The following is a 19,630-nucleotide window of genomic DNA, read 5'->3' as shown; positions in this document are numbered from 1 at the left end:
GCCTCGAGAAGCGCCGCGTTGTCCAGCAGGCTGCCGCACCGACGGCCGCGCCCGCGGCGTCCGAGGCGTAGCGGCTCGTTGGCACTACTCCGCTGCCGCGCAATCCAGGGAGGCGTCTGCTGCCAAGTAGGCGCGTAAGAAGCGGAGAAACGGAAAGGACCCGACGCTGCGCAAGCTGCGCCGGGTCCTCTCGACAAGGAGGGAGGTTGGCTCGACAGGAGGGGTCGGCGAGCCTGCGTCTTCAAACTGCAGAGCCTCTCTTAGGGGGAGAGATCGAAGGCTCTGCAGTCGTGCTTCAGACAATATCTATTGTAAGACATAGTCTAGTACTAGTACATACCCATCTCAATCTCCACTGTTCGATCATAAGCGCAGACGGGGCTTGCTCGCTGCGCAGCCATCTCTCTCGCCTCCTCCTCAGGCTCCCACACTCTTGGATAGCCTAAATCTATTAGTAGATATTGTCAAATACTAATATATGTCTTACAATTGCGTAACGCTTATATAAACCGCAAACAGGGATTTGCGCTAGTCGGCGGGCGGCGCGAGGGGCGCCGGACTATCCGCCGCAGGCAAGAGGAGGCAGTCATGCAGGTGTTCGACCAGGAGATCTACGACATCGTCGAGAAGGGCCTCGAGGGCAACGGCCTGTCCGCCGAGAACGTGCTCGCGCTCTACGAGGTGGAGGAGACCAGCAAGGAGGCGGCCTATATCCGCTGGGCTGGCCAGGAGCTCTCGATGATCGCCGCCGACGGCGTGGCCGAGATCCACGCGCAGATCGGCCTCAACTCCACTGTGTGCCCGAAGAACTGCAAGTTCTGCTCGTTCGCTGCCTGCAACAACGTGCGCAAGGGCAAGTACGAGCTGCCGAAGGAGGACGTGCTGGAGTACGCGAAGCTCTACGTTGAGGAGGGCGCGAACCTCATCCTCATGCTCACCACGGCCAGCTACAGCTTCGACAAGCTGGTGGACATGGTGGGCAGCGTGCGCGAGGTCATCCCGGCCGACATGCCGCTGCTCGTGAACACTGACGACATGCAGCTCGACCAATGCCGCCAGCTCAAGGCCGCCGGCGCGAACGGCGCTTACCATGCCGTGCGCATGCGCGAGGGAGAGGATACCGAGATCCCTGTGGAGAAGCGCTTCGAGACGTTCGCCAATCTGCGCGAGGCCGGTCTCACGCTGTCCACCTGCGTAGAGCCGGTGGGCCCGGAGCACACGCCCGAGGAGCTCACCGAGGCCACCATGCGCTGCATCTCCACGAACCCGCTTTCGGCCGGCGTGGGCAAGCGCATCGGCGTGCCCGGCACGCTCGTGTACGACCGCGGCATGCTCACCGACGTGGCCAACGCGAACATGGTGGCCGTCTACCGCCTGGCCACGGGCCGCGACCTGCGTCTGAACTGCTCGGCGAACACGGTTATGACCGCTGCCTCCGGCGCGAACCTCGCCTGGGCCGAGGTGGGTACGAACCCGCGCGACACCGTGGAGCGCACCGAGCACGGCGGTCGCGGCAGCAACATCGCCCAGCTGCGCAAGATGTTCGCCGCCTCCGGCTGGCAGGTCCTCGACGGCCCCTCGAAGGGCTGGATGCGCTAAGTGTCCGCCGCCCTTGAACAGAGTTTCCATGAGCGGCAGCGGACGGCACCTACCCGCAAGACGGTGGAACGCCGCCTGGCAACAGGCCGTGAGTTCGTGAAGATGCTGCTGCCTGTTGGTGCCATCTGCATCGCCTACGGAGTGACGGGCACGTTGCCGAACGTGTACCCGGCCGACTACGTAGAGGGGTACTACCCGTTGTTCCTTCTGGTTATGCTGGGTGTCTACCTTGCGGTCATGGCGACGGCCTGTTTCGTTCCCAAATTACGGCGTTACGCGGTGCATTACGCATACCTTGTAGCAGCCGTGTTCTTGCTGGTGGAGTTACTGGACGTACTCACCCTCAAGACCGGCTATCTGCTGCTGCCGTTCGCCCCCAGCCCCGATCGCATCCTCGAAGCGGTGCCGAAGAACATTGAGGCGTACGCGACGAATCTGACGGCTTCGATGATGCTGCTAGCCGAAGGGGTGGTCATCGGCTTGGTCACGGGGTTCGCCACCGGGTTGCTTATGGGCTGGTCGAAGATCGCGAACTATTGGTTCGCACCGTTGCTGAAGGTGATCGGCCCCGTGCCCTCGGCGGCGTGGCTGCCCATCGCCGTGGTGCTCATGCCCTCGGCGCACTTGGCGGGCGTGTTCCTCATCTCGGTGGCCATCTGGTTTCCCTTATCGCTCATGCTCTCGTCGGCAATCCGCTCCACCGACAAGCGAAAGATCGAGGCCGCCCGCGTCATGGGTGCGAGCGAGCCGTACATCCTGTTCCACGTGGCGCTGCCCGCCGCGGTGCCCGATATCTTCACGGCGCTGTTCATGGGCTTGTCGTCGAGCTTCGGCGCGCTCATCATCTCCGAGCAGCTGGGCGTGAAGGCCGGCTTGGGATGGTACATCAACTGGGCCACCCAATGGGGCGAGTATTACAAGGTGTTCGCATCCGTGGGCATCTTCATCATCATATTCTACCTTCTCATCAACGTGCTGTTCAAAGTGCGCGATCGCGTGATGACCTGGCAGAAGTCTGTGGTGAGATGGTGAGGGCATGAGAAAGGGAAAGCACATCGACCCGCGGCCCGAGCTGCCGTTGTTCGCCTCGTCGGGTTCGCACGAGCTGGTGGCCGAAGGGGTGACGCAGACGTTCCTGGACGAGGGCGGCAACGAGGTGTGGGCGCTCGATGACTTCTCGCTCACGGTTTCGGGACCAGAGATCGTGGGCATCATCGGCCCCTCGGGCTGCGGGAAGTCGACCTTCCTTCGCTTGGTGGTGGGGCTGGACGAACCGTTGGCCGGCAGCATCTCGTTCGATAGTGAAAACATAGCCGGTCCTTCGGCATCGCGCTCGATGGTGTTTCAGAACGCGAACCTTTTCGAGTGGCTCACCGTGGAGGAGAACATCGCATTCGGTCTGCGGGCCACGCGCACCTATGACGAGTGCAAGTACAAGATCCCACGTCTGGTGAGGATGATGGGCCTGGACGGGTTCGAGCGGTCGTATCCGCCCCAGATATCCGGCGGCATGACGAGCCGGTGCGCGCTGGCGCGGTCGTTCGTGCAGAACCCTGCGCTCATCTGCTTCGACGAGCCTCTTTCAGCGCTCGACGCCTTCACTCGCGCCGCGCTGCAGGACGAGATACTGGCCATGCAGGCCATCGCGCATACATCCATGATCCTCGTGACGCACGACATCGAGGAGGCCGTGTACCTGTGCGACCGCGTGGTCGTTATGACGCCGCGGCCGGGGCGGCTGCAGGGGGAGCTGGTCATCGACCTGCCGCATCCCCGCGACCGCGTGTCCCCGGAATTCGTGGAAAAGCGACGCCAGCTGCTCGCGATGCTCGACGGTTCCACCTCGGCCCCGCCAGGCGCTTGAGAAAGCTTCAGGCCATTGAGATGGCGTACCTAGATAGAGCAAAGGAAGGGAAGCGATATGAGCTTGACCAGAAGGAACTTCGTGAAGCTGAGCGGCGTGGCCGCCGGAACCGCCGCGCTCGGCGGCCTGCTCTCCGGCTGCGGCCAAGTGACGAGCGCGGGCGACGGGGCAAAAGAAGGAAAGGGCAGCGCCAAGCCCGACAACCATGTGGTCTTGGGCTATTGGGGCGGCACGTGCGAGGCTCCCATCTACATCGGCATCGAGAAGGGCTACTTCAAGGAAGCTGGCCTGGAGCCGGAGGCGCTGCTCATCACGTCTGATGTGACGGCCCTCATGGCCAACGACGAGCTGGATTGCTTCGAGCTGACCCCGGACAAGTTCAAGCCCATGGAGCAGGGGCTGGAGCTGGCTATCATCGACTCGCTGCACAAAGGCTGCATCCAAGGCGCAGCCTCGCCGGAATCGGGCATCAAGACGGTGGAGGATCTGGAAGGGAAGAAGGTCGCCGCCGCCATGGGCTCCATCCCGCAGATCCAGATAGCCTCGCAGATGGTGCTGGCTGGCAAGGATCCCAGCAAGGTGGAGTGGCTCACGTACCCGTCTGCGCAGATGGAGGCCGCTATGAACGCAGGCGAGGTAGACGCGTTCGCCCAGTACGACCCATGGGCCGACATCGCGGTGTCAAACGGCGCCACGAAGTTCTTCTCCGACACGTTCGACGAGGGCCTGAAGGACTATCTGTGCTGCTTCGTGGGCATGTCCACGAAGACGCTCAATGCCCGTCCCGAGATCGGCCCCATGTTGTCCGAGGGCTTCGCGAAGGCAGCCGAGTTCCTCGCGAACAATCCGGAAGAGGCGGCCGACATCATCGTCAAGGGCGGCTATGTGCCCGTGAACACCGATGCCGGCTTCACGCGCGACATCATGTTGGAGGAGATCAAGGCCTACACATGGAGCTCGGGCGACCGCAAGCTCATCGACGATAGCTTCCACGAGATATGGATGCAGATAAACCGCGCCGGTGCCATGGAGGATGCGCCGACCGATCCGGAAGAGCTGAACAGGTACATCGACGAGACGCTGTACAACAAAATGGTGAAGTACCAAGGGAAATAGCACGTGAGAAGGCTCCTTGCACACAGTTTGAAGATGCGCAAGGTGCTCACTGCGTCCGTCGTGCTGGCGGTTGCGGTGAGCGTCATGGCGCTGTTCGCGCTCGGGCTCACGTACGGCGGCGTGCAACAGGGCGTGAGGGCTTCTGCCGAACGCGGGGGTGCGCAGATCATGGTGGTTCCCCGCGATGCCGCGGCCGATGTGTCCGACACGGCGCTGCTGTTCACGGGCGCGCCTGCACCCGTATACTTTCCGGTCTCGACGGCGGAGGCCATCGGAGAGGTGGAAGGCGTGGGCCGTGCTACCACCCAGTTCTTCAGCCAGACGCTCAACGAGAGCTGTTGCTCCACGGCAGGTGCGACGCGCCTTATCGGCGTGGACTTCGCCAGGGATTGGACGGTGCAGCCGTTCTCGGGACGCGACCTCTCGGTTGGGTTGGCCGACGACGAGGTTATCCTGGGCGCGGATGTGGGCGGCGACGTGGGGGATCGGCTCTCGCTGCTGGGGCGCACGTTCACCATCGTAGAGAAGCTCGAGCCGAGCGGGGCCGATCTCGACGATTCCCTGCTCCTCGCCATCGACACGGCGCGCTCTCTTTCAGAGGAGAACCTGGGATTGTCCTATCTGTGGGATAAGTACGGGGCCCCGGGCGACCTCGTATCGTGCGTGTTGGCAGACCTGGACGGCACTGCCGACGCGAGTGTTGTGCTCAACCGCATCAACGCGTTGGACGGCGTGTACGCCTTCCAACGGCCTGAGGTGGTCGAGGCGTCGCAGAAGCAGTTGGAGACGGTGTTCCTTATCCTGCTGGGCGCGGGCGTGCTCATGCTGGCTTCCACCTTGGTGCAGCTGTTCGCACGCTTCTACTCGTGTGTGTGGGAGCGCAAGAGCGAGCTGGCGCTGTACCGCGCCATGGGGGCGAGCAAGGGGCAGTTGCGCGCGCTCATTGGGGGAGAGGTCGCTGCCATCGTGGGTGCGGGGCTGGTATCGGGGCTTGCGTGCGGCGCCGGGCTGTACGTCGTGCTGATGGATTTGCTGCAGGACGGCTCGGCCTTCCCGTTCATCTCGCCGGACCCAGGCGAAACCGGGGCGCTTGCTGCAGTGCTTGCGGCGGCGTTTGCGCTGCTGGCCTTGGCGGCCATCGCGGCGCCGCTTGCGCAGATCGGCCGGCTTGATCCGTCGCTCGCCATGCAGCAGGGGGATATCGATTAACATGAGCAAGCTGAAAGTGGAGGACCTGGGCAAGTCCTACGACGGCAACGTCATCTTGGAGAACATCTCGTTCGCGGCGGAGCCGGGCGATTCCATCGCCTTCGTGTCGCCCTCTGGGTCGGGCAAGTCGACGCTGCTGTCCATGCTGGGGCTGCTGCTGTCGTCCACCACGGGCACCGTTGTCGTGGACGGGCAGGACAGCGATGCGCTGGGCGACAAGGAGCTGTCGCGCCTGCGCCGCGAGACGTTCGGCTTCGTGTTCCAGCATACCCAGCTGGTAGGTTCGCTGCGTGCCGTGGAGAACGTCATGGCGCCCGCCAACTTCGCCGGCAAGCTGCCGTTCGACGCCCGCGAGCGCGCCGAGCAGCTGCTGGGCGGCCTGGGGTTGGCCGACCGCCTCATGCACTACCCCTACCAGCTGAGCATCGGGCAGAAGCGCCGCGTGTCCGTGGCGCGCGCCCTGCTCTTGGACCCGCCCATCGTCATTGCCGACGAGCCCACGAACGACCTTGATGCCGACAGTTCCTCCAGCGTTGCCGACACGCTGTTCGAGCGCGCCGCAAACGGTGGTATCCTGCTGTTCGCGACGCACGACCGCGAGCTGGCCTCGCGCGCCTCGCGCGTCATGCATCTGGAAGGGAAGACGTTCGTGGAGCGGTAGCGCCCGGCGTCGGGTTCAGGGGGACGGTGCCGGTGAAGAATTTCGACCGCGGGGTGTACCGCGCGGTTCTCAAGGTGAGGGAGGCCTACGCGTTCGACGCGGGCGGCATCCTCATGCGCGTGTACGCCTACATGGCCACCATCGGGTCCATCTCCATGTTGACGCTGGCGGGGTATTCGTTCTTCCTCGCGGGCACGGTGTCGTCCACCATCGCGCTGGCCACGTTCCTCATCTCGCCGCGCGTCTCCAAGCTGGTGGACGAGCGCGGCCAGCACGCGGTGGTGCCGAAGGCGGCGGTGGTCACGCTCGTGGGGCTTGCCCTCATGCTGGCAACCGTGAGCCTGGGCGGGCCCATCGCGCTGTGCTACGTGGCCGCCGTGCTCATGGGGTTCATCCCCAACGCCCAGGCGCTCACGCGCGCCCGCTGGACGTACCTGGTACGCGCGGGACGGCTGGGCGAGGACGCCCCCACGCTGAAGACCGTGTTCTCCTACGAGGGCATCATCGACGACGTTGCCTTCATGGTGGGGCCGGCGGCCTCCATCGCCCTGGCCGCGGCCCTCTTTCCGGCGGCCGGCATGCTGGCGGGCGGCGTGTGCTTCGCCGTGGGCGTCGTGGTGCTCACGCTCTCCCGATCGACCGAGCCCACGGTGGGAAGCGTCGGCGCCGGGGAGCCCCCGAAGCACCGTCGCAGCATCATCGCCACCTCGTCGGTCGTGCGCGTGCTGTTTGCGCTCATGTTCTTCCTCGGCGCGTTCTACGGGGTGTTCGACACGGCCACCGTGTCGCTGGCCGAGGACGTGGGGAACCCGTCGGCCGCCAGCGTCATCCTCATCGTGGCCGCGTGCGTGTCCATTGCGTCCGGGTTCCTGTTCGGCATGATCCGCCTGACCATTCCGCAGTACGCCCAGCTCGCGGCCGTGAGCTTGCTGGTGGGGTGCGCCTACGGCACCATGGTGTTCATCGGGTCCATCGAGTCGCTGTTCGTGGTGTCCACCGTGGCGGCGATGTTCTACGCGCCGTTCTTCATCACGGCGAACGCCACCTGCGAGCGCATGGTGCCGGGCGACCGCCTGACCGAGGCCATCACCTGGATGAACTCCGGGAGCATCTGCGGCCTGGCGTTCGGGCCCACCCTGGGCGGCGCGCTCATCGACCAGCTGGGAACCACGGCCAGCTTCGGCTTCGGCGCCGTGCTGGCCGTGATGGTGCCCGTCATCGCGTTCGCGTGCCTGCCCCTGCTGAAGCGGCACGAGCGGCAGCCTCGCTAGCCGCTACAGCTTCATCTTTGGCAGCTCGGCGCCCTTTGGGTCCGCCTTGGCTGCCTGCACGATGCCCACGACGAGGGCGATGCCGGCGGCAACCCACAGCACGAGCCCCGTCTGGTGGCAGGACATGTCGGGGTTGGCGCACAGGCCGATGCTCGCGGGGGTGGTCAACAGCACGGTCGCCGCGGCCACGGCGACCGTGGCGATGCCGGCGAAGCGGCGCCCCTCCTTCGTGCGGCCTGCCAGCGCCAGCAGCGCCGTGACCACGCCCGCCGCGCCCACGAGCGTCGTGGCGACGAACGTCCAGTGGCACTTCATGGGCACGGTCCCTCCGGCTGCCGTCTCCACCGGCTTCGCGCAGCCGCCCATGAGCACCGACACCGCGACGACGGCCGCCATGGCCATCACCCCCACCACCGCCAAAAGCATCCATGCCCGCCTGCCCATGTCGCAGCCTCGCTTCCCTATTGTTTTCGAGCACTTATTATCATAACGCAAATAGTTGACTGACACTACGATAAACGGCGAAGTGCAGGCGGGAGGCGCCCACGCCCGTAACCTCTCCGAAACAATGAGCCGTTAGTTTGATGACGGCATGCTGAAAGTGCGTTTCCCCTGCGAAGCATGGTATCGTATACGGCGATTGAATCCGCGCGCACGCGGCGCGACGGCCCCGGTAGACGCCGGGCCGGCAAGGTGAGGAGCTAAAGCCCTATGGCACGAGTTTCGGATACGTACGGCTCGATGGTGTTCAACGAGCACACGATGCAGGAGCGTCTGCCCTCGGCGACGTACAAGAGCCTGCTCAAGACCATGAAGCAAGGCGAGCCGCTGGAGATAGAGGTGGCCAACGTCGTGGCCCACGCCATGAAGGAGTGGGCCATCGAGAAGGGCGCCACGCACTTCACGCACTGGTTCCAGCCGCTCTCCGGCATCACGTCCGAGAAGCACGACAGCTTCCTCGACCCGGTGAGCGACGGCCGCGCCATCATGAGCTTCTCCGGCAAGGAGCTCATCTCGGGCGAGTCCGATGCGTCGTCGTTCCCGTCCGGCGGCCTGCGCGCCACGTTCGAGGCCCGCGGCTACACGGCGTGGGACCCCACCTCCTACGCGTTCGTGAAGGACGAGGTGCTGTGCATCCCCACCGCCTTCTGCTCCTACACCGGCGAGGCGCTCGACAAGAAGACGCCGCTTCTGCGCTCCATGAGCGCCATCGAGGAGCAGGCGAACCGCGTGCTCGCGCTGTTCGGCTGGGAGCCGCAGCGCGTCGTGCCCACGGTGGGCGCCGAGCAGGAGTACTTCCTCATCTCCGAGAAGGACTACGCCAAGCGGCAGGACCTCGTGATGTGCGGCCGCACGCTGTTCGGCTACGCCCCGTGCAAGGGCCAGGAGCTGGAGGAGCACTACTTCGGCGCCATCCGCCCCACGGTGAACGAGTTCATGAAGGAGCTCGACGACGAGCTGTGGGCCCTCGGCGTGCCGGCGCGCACGAAGCACAACGAGGTGGCCCCCGCGCAGCACGAGCTGGCGCCCATCTTCACGAACGCGAACCGTGGTGTGGACGAGAACCTGCTCACCATGGAGAAGATGCGCCTTCTGGCGTCGCACTACGGCCTGGTGTGCCTGCTGCACGAGAAGCCGTTCGAGGGCATCAACGGCTCCGGCAAGCACAACAACTGGTCGCTGTCGGCCAGCAAGAACCTGTTCGACCCGGGCGAGAGCCCCATGGACAACCTGCGCTTCCTCGTGTTCCTCACCGCGGTGATCCAGGCGGTGGACGACTATCAGGAGCTGCTGCGCATGTCGGTGGCCTCCGCCGGCAACGACCATCGACTCGGCGCCGACGAGGCGCCCCCGGCCATCGTGTCCATCTTCCTGGGCGACGAGCTGGACGCCATCGTGGATGCGCTCGTGGACGACCACGAGTACGAGAGCGCCGAGAAAGTGGCCATGGACCTGGGCGTGGACGTGCTGCCGAACTTCCTGAAGGACAACACCGACCGCAACCGCACCTCGCCGTTCGCGTTCACGGGCAACAAGTTCGAGTTCCGCATGCCCGGCTCGAACGTGAACCTGTCCGACGCGAACATGATCTTGAACACCGCCGTGGCGAAGAGCTTCAAGGACTTCGCCGACGCCATGGAGGGCAAGGAGGGCGACGAGTTCGAGACGGCAACCATCGCCTACATCCGCAAGACGCTCAAGGCCCACCGGCGCATCATCTTCAACGGCAACGGCTATGCGGAAGAATGGGAGCGCGAGGCCGAGCGCCGCGGGCTGGCGAACCACCGCACCACGGCCGATGCGCTGCCGTGCTTCGTGGACCCGAAGAGCATCGCGCTGTTCGAAGGGCTCGGGGTGCTTTCCGAGGCCGAGGTCCGCAGCCGCTACGAGGTGAAGCTGGAGAAGTACAACAAGCTGCTGAACATCGAGGCCCGTACCATGAAGCGCATGGTGCGCCGCGCCTACCTCCCCGCCATCAACGACTACGCCGCCGAGGTGGCGCGCGGCATCACGGCCGTCCGCGCCGCGGCCGCCGATGCCGAGGTGGGCCAGCAGGAGGCCCTGCTGCACAAGCTGCTCGCCGGCGTGAAGGAGATCGACGCCCAGCTGCAGGCGCTCGACGCCGCGCACCACGCCGCCCTTGGGCTGCCCGACCAGCAGCAGCGCGCGAACAAGTACGCCCACGAGATCGTGCCCATCATGGAGAAGCTGCGCGCCGCCGTGGACGAGATGGAGGTCGTCACCGACCGCGACCACTGGCCGGTGCCCACCTACAACGACATGCTGTTCTACGTGTAGGGTTCCGCGGGTCGAGCTGCAAGCAGGTGCCGCGCCCATCGGACGGGCGAGCGCGATCAGCTTTCCGCTGTTGGCAGCGTGAGCGTGAACGTCGTGCCGCTCGTCTCGTCGCTCTCGGCGGAAAGCGTGCCGCCATGTTCCTCGGCGATGGCGCGAGCGATGGCCAGGCCCAGGCCGTGCCCGCTATCGTCGCACGTGCGGGCCTTGTCGGCACGGTAGAAGCGGTCGAACACATGCGGCAGGTCCTCGGGCGCGATGGCGGAGCCGGTGTTGCGCACGGCGAGCTCTACCTGGCGCGCGGTGCGGCGCAGCTCGGTGTCCACGCTTCCGCCCTCGTCGGCGTACTTGCAGGCGTTGTCCAAGAGCGTGCCCGCGAGCTTGCGCAAAAGGGGCGCGTTGCCGCAGACGGCCACGCCCGGCTCCAGCTGGGAGCGCAGCTCCACCTTGCGCTCGAACGCCACGGACTCGAACTGCAGCAACTCGCCTTCCACAAGGTCGGTCAGGTCGAGGCGCTCCATGGGAGGCTTCTCCGCGCCTTCGTCCGTCTGGGCGAGCAGCAGCAGGTCGCCCACCAGGCTCTGCATCTGCTCGGCTTCGTGCTGGGTGCTCTCCACCCACTGGCTTTGGCTGGCCACGCTGCGCTCGGGACGCTCGAGGAGGATAGACGTGTTCGCCAAGATCACCGTGAGCGGCGTCTTCAGGTCATGGGACGCGTCGGCCACGAATCGGCGCTGTTGAACCCATGCGCGCTCCACCGGCCGCAGCGCCCAGCGCGAGAAGAACACGCTTATCACGAGGAACGCTGCGAGCGCCGCCACGCCAACGCCCGCAAGCGTGAGGGCGAGCGTCTGCCAGCCGTTCGCCGCGCTCATGTCGGCGAACGCAAGATAGACCGTCCCGGCTGCGGCGCGCTTTTCGTAGAACAGCCCGAGGCCGTCCAAGCTGCCGAATCCTTCAGGCGCGTCGGCTAGCTGCTCGGCGGCTTGGGCAAGCACGCCATCGGCGAGCGAGGCTGTCGTGCGCGTCTGCACGGCCTCGAGCGCGTTGCCGTTGCTCACCGAGAACACGGCTACGGGGGTTGCCGGGTCCGACCCGCCCCGCTTGCCGCCGATCTCGGGCGGGGTCGCGCCTTCGCTCGCCGTGCCAGCGGGAGCCTGCCCGCCCAAGTCGTCTCCGCCGCCGAACGGCCCGCCAGCCGTCTCGCCTGCGTGCGCAACGGCCGCGTCGAGCGCCTCCTGCACGCGGGCGACGCTTTGCTGGTGGTCGATCACGCAGATGGCAGTGAACACCACGGCCAGCACCACGGCCACGGTGGCCATGTTGAGTGCGACGAACTTGAGGCGCAGCTTCTTCAGCATGATGTGTCCTCCTCCGCGTTGACGGAGAAGCGGTAACCGGCGCGCCGCAGCGTCTCGATGCGTGCCGATGATCCCAAGAACTTCATCTTCTTGCGCAGAAACGACACGTATGCCTCCACGTTGTTGTCCTCCGCAGTGGATTCGACGCCCCACACCTTCTCGATGATCAGGTCTTTCGATACCACGGCCCCAGCGTTGGCTATGAGCACCTTCGCGAGGCAGAACTCCTTGTAGCTAAGGTGGATGGACTTCGCGCCGCACGAGAGGTCGTGGCTTTCCAGATTGAGTTCGAGGTCGCCGGCGGACAGCTTCTCGAACAGCACCTCGCCCTGGCGCCGGGTGAGCGCGCGCAGATGCGCGAGTAGCTCTGCGGGGGCGAAGGGCTTGGTCATGTAGTCGTCTGCGCCGCTGTCGAGGCCCGTGATCTTGTCGGGTACCGCGTCGCGCGCGGTGAGCAGCAGCACGGGCGTGCTCACGCCCGTGCGACGCAGGTCGGCCACCACGGAAAATCCGTCTTTCTTCGGCAGCATGACGTCCAGCACGATCACGTCGTACCTTCCGACTTCGGCCCAGGCCAGACCCGTCGCGCCGTCATGCACGACATCGGTGCCATAGCCGTTTTCCTCAAGGATGTGGGCGAGCGCCCGCGCCAGCCGCACGTCGTCCTCGACGATGAGAATCTGCATGCCCGGAACCGCCTTCCTCGCGCTGTGTTCCCTCCATTGTATCGCCGTTGCTGAAACCTCCCTGAAAGAACCGGGGGATCATCTCATGCCCTGAAGGGTGCAGGCAGCCTTTCAGGGTTCTTTCAGCGTGGGCGGCTAGGATGATCGGCATGCTTGAAGGAAAGGAACCCTAAATGACTGCATTCACCGATGTGTTCGAGCGGAAGGAAGTCAAGTACCGCCTGGACGCCCGCCAAGCCGAGACGATGCGTCGTGCGCTCGAAGGGCACATGGAGCCTGACGCGTACGGCCGCACGACCGTGCGCAGCCTCTACCTCGACACGCCCGAGCGCACCCTTATAGAACGCTCGCTCGACAAGCCGCTCTACAAAGAGAAGCTGCGCCTGCGCTGCTACGGCGCGCTGGCCGACGACGGGCTCGTGTTCGTCGAGATCAAGAAGAAGTTCGAGGGTATCGTGTACAAGCGCCGCGTGGGGTGCTCCTATGCGGCGGCGCGCGCCTACTTGGGCGGCATGCCGTACGAGGACGCATGCGCCCGCTTCCCCCTGGCCGATCCGGTTGCGGCGGCCGAGTCGTGCGCGCCGCGCAGCCAGCAGATTGCCGCCGAGATCGACCAGCTCATCGCGCGTCACGCACCCCTTGCGCCCTCTATGCTCATAAGGTGCGAGCGCGTCGCCTACGCCCCGGCGCCCTTGCCTCCTGCCGACGTGCCTCGGGATCTGCGCATCACGTTCGATGAGCGCATCGCCTACCGAGACCTGTTCGCTCCGGGCTCCTCCATGACCCCGCTTTTGCGCGCGGGTGAGGCTGTCATGGAGGTCAAGGCCTCGGGTCCGTTTCCGCTGTGGCTCGTGGAGGCGCTCGATGCGAGCCGTGCGTACCCGACGTCGTTCTCCAAGTACGGCGCCGCGTACTGCGCGTGCGAGCCGACCCAACGGCCTGTGGCGGAGGTGCTTGAGGCCAAATGCAGGGACGTGCGCGCGGCGCAAGCAGCCGTCGGCCAGCAAGCCGAGCGGCTTGCGGCGTCTCTTCATGGCAGCCGTCCGCGACGCTTCCGCGCACCGATCATGACCTCTGCGAAGAAGGGAGGTCGCTGTGCTTGATTCGGCTTTGACCTCAATATTCGGAACAGCCGAATCGCTCGTGGCGGGCGTGTCGACCATCGACTTCCTGCTGTGCTGCGCCGCTTCCATCGTGCTGGGCGCGGCGGTGGCGGCCATCTACATGTTCCGCCACACGTACTCGAAGAACTTCGTGGTGACGCTCGCGCTGCTGCCGCTCATCGTGCAGATGGTCATCACGCTGGTGAACGGCAACCTGGGCGCGGGCATCGCGGTGATGGGCGTGTTCAACCTCGTGCGCTTCCGTTCCATTCCCGGCAGCGCGAAGGACATCGGCAACGTGTTTCTGGCCATGGCCATCGGCTTGGCTACGGGTATGGGATTCATTGCGCTGGCGGTGCTGTTCACCGTCATCGTGGGCATTGTGAACGTGGTGTACGTGCTCTCGCCGTTCAGCAAGCAGAAGGCGCCCGAGAAGACGCTCAAGATCACCATCCCCGAGGACCTTGAGTACGACGGCGTGTTCGACGATGTGCTGGCGCGCTACACTGACGAGCACGAGCTCGTGGAAGTGCAGACCACCAACATGGGCAGCCTGTTCCTGCTCGAGTACGCGGTGAGGATGAAGGCGCCCGGCATCGAAAAGCGCATGATCGACGAGGTGAGGTGCTTGAACGGCAACCTCAAGGTGGTGCTGGGGAGCGCGGCGGCTAGTAAGGATGTGCTGTGATGAAGAAGATCCTATCGAAACTCTCACGTGGGCGGCGCGGGGCAACGCCCAGTCGCTCGGACAGTCCTCGCTGCGCTGCGGAACTCGCTTGGTGGGCGTCGCCCCGCGCCGCGGGTCGTAGCATCTCTGTTGTCGCGTTATGCTCCTTACTCGCCGGGACGCTTGGGGGGTGTTCGGGTCCGACGATTTCCGAAACTGATGGGTCTGACGTTGCTGCTTCCTCTTCCACTTCCACTTCGACCGAGGCGGCTTCTTTTGAGGAGGTGGCGGCTGCGTTCGATGTGGCGGCGCTCGACTTGGAGTATTCCAACCGGGACAAGGATGCTTCCTATGACGACGCTTCGGCCACGCATATCGTGCTGAGCGGGGCGACGGCTACGGTCGATGGGGACGGGGCTTCGGTCGAGGGGTCGACGGTGACCATCTCGGCGGAGGGCACCTACGTGGTGTCGGGCTCGCTTGATGACGGACGGTTGGTGGTGGAGGTTGCCGATACTGACAAGGTTCAGGTGGTGCTCAACGGCGCGAGCATCCACAACGAGGACGGGCCGGCGTTCTATGTGAGGCAGGCGGACAAGTGCTTCGTCACGTTGGCGGACGGCACGACGAACACGCTCACGGACGGGACGGACTACGTGCTGGAAGACGGCTCCGACGAGCCCTACGCCACCCTGTTCAGCCGGGCCGACCTCACGCTGAACGGTTCGGGCACCTTGACGGTGACGAGCTCCTACCGTCATGCGGTGTGCTCGAAGGACGACCTCGTCATCACGGGCGGCACCTATGTGGTGGATGCGGTGGAGGACGCCCTGCGCGGGCGCGACTGCGTGAAGATCGCGGACGGTGACTTCACGCTGACCGCCGGCGGCGACGGCATCAAGTCGAACAAGGATACCAAGGCGACCAAGGGCTTCGTGTCCATCGACGGGGGCACGTTCACTATCCAGGCTGGCGACGACGGCATTCAGGCGCAGACGTACCTGCGCATCGCGGGCGGCCAGCTGGACGTCACGGCCGCCGATGACGCGCTGCACTCCGACCTCGAGGGCATCGTGGCGGGCGGAGCGCTCACGATAGAGGCGGGCGACGACGCGTTCCATGCCGAGACGAAGCTCGTCATCGATGGTGGCACCGTCGATGTGACCAGCTGCTACGAGGGTTACGAGGCCGAGAAGATCTACGTGAACGGCGGCGAGACGCATATCGTGGCCAGCGACGACGCGGTGAACGCGGCGGCTGCCGACCTCTCCGGTGATGAGGCCGACGCGACGGCAACTACGACCGATGCCAGAGCGGCCGAGAGCTTCGACCCCGCCGCAACGGGCGAGATGCCCGACGGAGCCGAGCCCCCCGCCATGGACGCCGGCGCGATGCCACAGGACGGCGCTATGCCCGGCGGCATGGGCGGTGCCATGGGCGAGCGCGAGCAGAACGGCGGCATGCCCGACAACGCCTTCGCCGAGGGCGGCGCGCCCACCATGGGCGACGAGAACTGCCTTATCCAGGTCAACGGCGGCTACACCGTGCTCGACGCGGCAGGCGACGCGGTGGACAGCAACGGCTCGGTCGAGGTCACCGGCGGCGTGCTGCTGGTCAACGGTCCCATGAGCGGCGGCGACGGCGCGTTCGACTACGACCTCACGGCCACGGTGACGGGCGGCACGGCGCTCATGGTGGGCTCCACCGGCATGGCCCAGAACTTCACGAGCGGCGAGCAGCCCTTCGCCTTCATCACGGCCAGCGGCAACGCGGGCGACAGCGTCGCGGTCGCCAACGCCGACGGCACGGTGGTGGCGTCGCTCATGGCGGCGAAGCAGTTCGGCATGGTGCTGGTCTCGAGCCCCGCATTCGAGGAGGGCGGCAGCTACTCGCTGGTCATCGGCGGCCAGGTGAGCGGCGCGAACGCCGACGGCTACGCAGATGTCGGCACCGTGAGCGGCGGCACGACCGCCGAAATCACCGCCTCCACCACGGCTTCCGGCGGCATGGGAGGCCTCGGCATGGGAGGCGGCGGCATGCCCGCCGGCCAAGGCGGCGACATCCAGCGCGGCATGCGCGGCGGCGCCCTGCAGTAAGGCCGGCCGGCGCACGGCACGGGACTCCGTCCCGTGCCGTGCCAACGTTCCGTCCGCGCTAGTCGGCTCTCGGCGCTCCGGCTGTCGGTGCTTCGCCCTCCGCTCGCAAACGCCCCCTCGCCCCTCGGCCTGCTTTCGGTGCAGGTTTTCTGTCGCTTCGCCGGAAACCGCGGCGCGCTTTAGCCTATTGGAGTACAATGAGCGAACGATCAAGAACGATACCCGCACGTCAGACCGCATGGGCTCGTTCGCCCGCCCGATTGCCGGCACGGCCGGGAGCGGGGCGAACGATTGCATGCGGCGGCGTCCGACCCGAGGCGAGAAGGGACGCGATCATGGCCGACATCACCGAAGTGGAGTACATCTGGAAGAACGGGGAGATGATCCCCTGGGCCGAGGCCACCACGCATATCTTGTCCCACTCGCTGCACTACGGCTCCGGCGTGTTCGAGGGCATCCGCTGCTACCAGAATCCCGAGAACGGCAAGAGCCATGTGTTCCGCCTGCGCGACCACATGGAGCGCCTGCACCGCAGCTGCAAGATCGCCTGCATCGAGCTGCCCTACACGGTGGACGAGCTGTGCGACGCCACGCTGGAGCTCATCCGCAAGAACAACCTGCCGTCGTGCTACATCCGCCCGCTCGTGTACCGCGGCTACGGCGTGATGGGCGTCGATCCCACCGGCTCGCCCACCGACGTGGCCATTGCCGTGTGGCCGTGGGAGAGCTACCTGGGCGCCGACGCGCTGGAGAACGGCGTGGCCGTGGGCGTGTCCTCGTGGCGCCAGCGCTCGAACAACGCCATCCCTCCCGCGGTGAAGAGCACGGCGTCCTACATGAACTCCATCTTGGCGAAGCTCGAGGCCAAGGAGCATGGCTACGCCGAGGCCATCATGCTGAACGAGGCCGGCCTTGTGTGCGAGGGCACCGGCGAGAACCTGTTCATCGTGCGCGACGGCGTGCTGTCCACGCCGCCCCTGTCCGACGGCCTGCTGGAGGGCATCACGCGCGACACGGTGCTCTGTCTGGCCGACGACCTGGAGATCCCCGCTATCGAGGAGAGCCTCACCCGTAGCGACCTCTACATCGCCGACGAGGTGTTCATGACCGGTTCCGCCGCCGAGCTCACGCCCATCGGCAGCGTCGACGGTCGCGAGATCGGCAAGCCGGGCGAGGTCACCCGCGCCCTGCAGGACCGCTACTTCGCCGTGGCCTACGGCCAGATCGACGACTACGCCGACTGGCTCGCGGAAGTATAAGCGCGACAAAGGCCATGACCCAGAAGATTCTCACCTACGACAGCACGCTGCGCGACGGGGAGCAGAGCGAGGGCATCACGCTCTCGCTCGAGGACAAGCTGCGCATCGTGGAGCGGCTCGATGCGTTCGGCATCGATGCCATCGAGGGCGGCTTCCCCGCGTCGAACCCCAAAGACATCGCGTTCTTCCAGCGCGTGCGGGAGCTGCCCCTTGCGCACGCGCGCATCGCGGCGTTCGGCTCCACGTGCAAGAAGGGCGTGGCGGCGGCCGACGACCAGGGGCTCGCCGACCTTGTGGCCAGCGGCGCGCCCATCGTCACCATCGTGGGCAAGACGTGGGATGCCCAGGTGACGCGCGCACTGCTCACCACGCTCGACGAGAACCTGCGCATGATCGCCGATTCGGTGGCGTTCCTGAAGGCGCAGGGCCGCGAGGTGGTGTTCGACGCCGAGCACTTCTTCGACGGCTACAAGGCCAACCCCGCCTACGCGCTCGCCTGCGTGCGCGCGGCCAGCGAGGCCGGCGCCCACTCTATCGACCTCTGCGAGACGAACGGCGGCGCGCTGCCGCATGAGGTGGGCGAGATCGTGGCCGCCGTGGCGGCCGAGCTGCCGGGGCAGCGCATCGGTATCCACTGCCACAACGATTCGGGCTGCGCCGTGGCGAACACGCTGGCCGCCGTGCGCGCCGGGGCGACCCAGGTGCAGGGCACCGTCAACGGCTTCGGCGAGCGCGTGGGCAACACCGACCTGCTCACCACGATCGCCGACCTGGAGCTGAAGATGGGCTGCTCCACCGTCGGCCCCGACAAGCTGCGCCAGCTGACCAGCGTGTCGCAGTTCGTGGCCGAGACCTGCAACATGGCCGTGCCCACGCACCATCCCTACACGGGCGCATCGGCGTTCGCGCACAAGGGCGGGCTGCACGCCAGCGCCATCGCGCGGTTTCCGGAAGCCTACGAGCACACGCGCCCCGAGAACGTGGGCAACGCGCAGCGCATGCTGGTGAGCGAGCTAGCGGGCAAGGCGTCGCTCGTGGCGAAGGCGGCCAGCCTAGGCGTCGACCTGGCCGCGCATCCCGAGCAGGCGCAGGCCATCCTCGACGACATCAAGGCGCGCGAGGCGCAGGGCTACTCCTACGAGGTGGCCGACGGCTCGCTCGCCGTGCTGCTGCAGTGGCACCTGGGCACCTACCGGCCGCACTTCACGCTGGAGAGCTTCCGCGTCATCGTGGACGACCACGAGGACACCGGCGCCCGCGCGAAGGACGCCATGAGCGAGGCCACCATCAAGATACACGTGGGCGACGAGCGCTTCGTGGCCACGGGCGAGGGCACCGGCCCCGTGGGCGCGCTCGACAACGCGCTGCGCCTGGCCATCACGCAGTTCTTCCCCGAGGTGGCGGGCATGGAGCTGGTGGACTACAAAGTGCGCATCCTCGACGAGAACGTGGGCACGGGCGCCATCACCCGCGTCGTCATCACCACGCGCGACGCCGAGGGCACCTGGGGAACCATCGGCGTCTCCGAGAACATCATCGAGGCGTCATGGAACGCACTGGTCGACTCAATAGAGTACGGCCTGATGAGAATGGGGAAGTAGCATGAGCGATCTCAGGACGCCGGAGGTGGAGGACCTGCTGCGCGTGTTCGCCGCGCTCGATGACGAGGACACCGTCTACACGCTGCTGGAGGACTTGTTCACCATCCGCGAGATCAAGGAGACCTCGCAGCGGTTGGCCGTGGCGCGCCTGCTCGATGCCGGCAAGTCCTACGCCGCCATCGAGGAGGCCACGGGCGCCTCGGCCACCACCATCGCGCGCGTGTCGAAATGCCTAAGCTACGGCTCCGGCGGCTACAACGCCGCCCTCAACGCGCTGGACGACGCTCAGGCCTCGGGCCGGTAGGCGCGCCCGTCACCCCGCGACGGGCGCGGCGTCGTCG

The 19,630-nt window shown here is 66.1% G+C and carries 17 protein-coding genes; 14 read left to right on the top strand and 3 right to left on the bottom strand.

What is annotated here, in order from left to right:
• The first annotated feature begins 588 nt into the window (after positions 1 to 588).
• From GPA_RS05000 to GPA_RS04970, 7 genes are all read left to right on the top strand, one after another.
• Positions 589 to 1,599, top strand: a complete 1,011-nt coding sequence (locus GPA_RS05000; RefSeq protein ID WP_015539146.1) for a radical SAM protein — start codon at positions 589 to 591, stop codon at positions 1,597 to 1,599.
• A 102-nt stretch (positions 1,600 to 1,701) separates the two neighbouring features.
• Complete coding sequence (locus tag GPA_RS04995) at positions 1,702 to 2,631, top strand: ABC transporter permease (RefSeq protein ID WP_083809255.1); 930 nt, start codon at positions 1,702 to 1,704, stop codon at positions 2,629 to 2,631.
• Positions 2,632 to 2,635: 4 nt separating this feature from the next.
• A complete protein-coding gene (locus GPA_RS04990) occupies positions 2,636 to 3,463 on the top strand; it encodes an ABC transporter ATP-binding protein (RefSeq protein WP_015539145.1) in 828 nt (275 codons plus the stop codon).
• Between the two features lie 57 nt (positions 3,464 to 3,520).
• On the top strand, positions 3,521 to 4,579 hold the full coding sequence (locus tag GPA_RS04985) for an ABC transporter substrate-binding protein (protein WP_015539144.1): 1,059 nt from the start codon (positions 3,521 to 3,523) through the stop codon (positions 4,577 to 4,579).
• Positions 4,580 to 4,582: 3 nt separating this feature from the next.
• Positions 4,583 to 5,788 (top strand): ABC transporter permease, encoded by a 1,206-nt coding sequence (locus GPA_RS04980; protein WP_041239128.1) that lies wholly within the window; start codon positions 4,583 to 4,585, stop codon positions 5,786 to 5,788.
• Position 5,789: 1 nt separating this feature from the next.
• On the top strand, positions 5,790 to 6,449 hold the full coding sequence (locus GPA_RS04975; protein WP_015539142.1) for an ABC transporter ATP-binding protein: 660 nt from the start codon (positions 5,790 to 5,792) through the stop codon (positions 6,447 to 6,449).
• A gap of 32 nt (positions 6,450 to 6,481) precedes the next feature.
• On the top strand, positions 6,482 to 7,720 hold the full coding sequence (locus tag GPA_RS04970) for an MFS transporter (protein ID WP_114568106.1): 1,239 nt from the start codon (positions 6,482 to 6,484) through the stop codon (positions 7,718 to 7,720).
• A 3-nt stretch (positions 7,721 to 7,723) separates the two neighbouring features.
• On the opposite strand, the gene GPA_RS04965 is transcribed toward GPA_RS04970, so the two are convergent.
• Positions 7,724 to 8,164 carry a DUF4418 family protein gene (locus GPA_RS04965; protein WP_083808924.1) on the bottom strand — a complete coding sequence of 147 codons (441 nt, stop codon included), beginning with the start codon at positions 8,162 to 8,164 and terminating at the stop codon, positions 7,724 to 7,726.
• A gap of 267 nt (positions 8,165 to 8,431) precedes the next feature.
• On the opposite strand from GPA_RS04965, the gene GPA_RS04960 reads away from it, so the two are divergent.
• Complete coding sequence (locus tag GPA_RS04960; protein WP_041239126.1) at positions 8,432 to 10,519, top strand: glutamine synthetase III family protein; 2,088 nt, start codon at positions 8,432 to 8,434, stop codon at positions 10,517 to 10,519.
• A gap of 56 nt (positions 10,520 to 10,575) precedes the next feature.
• Here GPA_RS04960 and GPA_RS04955 read toward each other — a convergent pair whose 3' ends face one another.
• Positions 10,576 to 11,877, bottom strand: a complete 1,302-nt coding sequence (locus GPA_RS04955) for a sensor histidine kinase (protein ID WP_015539139.1) — start codon at positions 11,875 to 11,877, stop codon at positions 10,576 to 10,578.
• The gene (locus tag GPA_RS04950) at positions 11,871 to 12,563 is read right to left on the bottom strand and encodes a response regulator transcription factor (protein WP_015539138.1); all 693 of its coding nucleotides are present in this window, start codon (positions 12,561 to 12,563) and stop codon (positions 11,871 to 11,873) included. The genes GPA_RS04955 and GPA_RS04950 overlap by 7 nt, the downstream gene beginning before the upstream one ends.
• Positions 12,564 to 12,736: 173 nt before the next feature.
• Between GPA_RS04950 and GPA_RS04945 the strand changes: the two genes are divergently transcribed.
• The 6 genes from GPA_RS04945 to GPA_RS04920 all read left to right on the top strand — a co-directional run bounded on the left by GPA_RS04945 (position 12,737) and on the right by GPA_RS04920 (position 19,593).
• Positions 12,737 to 13,666 carry a polyphosphate polymerase domain-containing protein gene (locus GPA_RS04945; RefSeq protein WP_015539137.1) on the top strand — a complete coding sequence of 310 codons (930 nt, stop codon included), beginning with the start codon at positions 12,737 to 12,739 and terminating at the stop codon, positions 13,664 to 13,666.
• Positions 13,659 to 14,354 (top strand): DUF4956 domain-containing protein, encoded by a 696-nt coding sequence (locus tag GPA_RS04940; protein ID WP_041239125.1) that lies wholly within the window; start codon positions 13,659 to 13,661, stop codon positions 14,352 to 14,354. The genes GPA_RS04945 and GPA_RS04940 overlap by 8 nt, the downstream gene beginning before the upstream one ends.
• A gap of 263 nt (positions 14,355 to 14,617) precedes the next feature.
• Entirely contained in the window at positions 14,618 to 16,429 is a 1,812-nt protein-coding gene (locus GPA_RS04935) for a carbohydrate-binding domain-containing protein (protein ID WP_227154842.1), read from the top strand.
• A gap of 335 nt (positions 16,430 to 16,764) precedes the next feature.
• Positions 16,765 to 17,688 (top strand): branched-chain amino acid transaminase, encoded by a 924-nt coding sequence (locus GPA_RS04930; protein WP_015539136.1) that lies wholly within the window; start codon positions 16,765 to 16,767, stop codon positions 17,686 to 17,688.
• A 14-nt stretch (positions 17,689 to 17,702) separates the two neighbouring features.
• Positions 17,703 to 19,289 carry a citramalate synthase gene (gene cimA, locus GPA_RS04925; RefSeq protein WP_015539135.1) on the top strand — a complete coding sequence of 529 codons (1,587 nt, stop codon included), beginning with the start codon at positions 17,703 to 17,705 and terminating at the stop codon, positions 19,287 to 19,289.
• A 1-nt stretch (position 19,290) separates the two neighbouring features.
• Positions 19,291 to 19,593, top strand: coding sequence for a YerC/YecD family TrpR-related protein (locus GPA_RS04920; RefSeq protein WP_015539134.1), 303 nt, complete (start codon positions 19,291 to 19,293; stop codon positions 19,591 to 19,593).
• The last annotated feature ends 37 nt before the right edge of the window (positions 19,594 to 19,630 follow it).

The organism is Gordonibacter pamelaeae 7-10-1-b, from assembly GCF_000210055.1.
Taxonomy (GTDB): domain Bacteria; phylum Actinomycetota; class Coriobacteriia; order Coriobacteriales; family Eggerthellaceae; genus Gordonibacter; species Gordonibacter pamelaeae.
The sequence above is the reverse complement of the archived record's forward strand: the minus strand, read 5'-3'. Positions and strand labels throughout refer to the sequence as shown.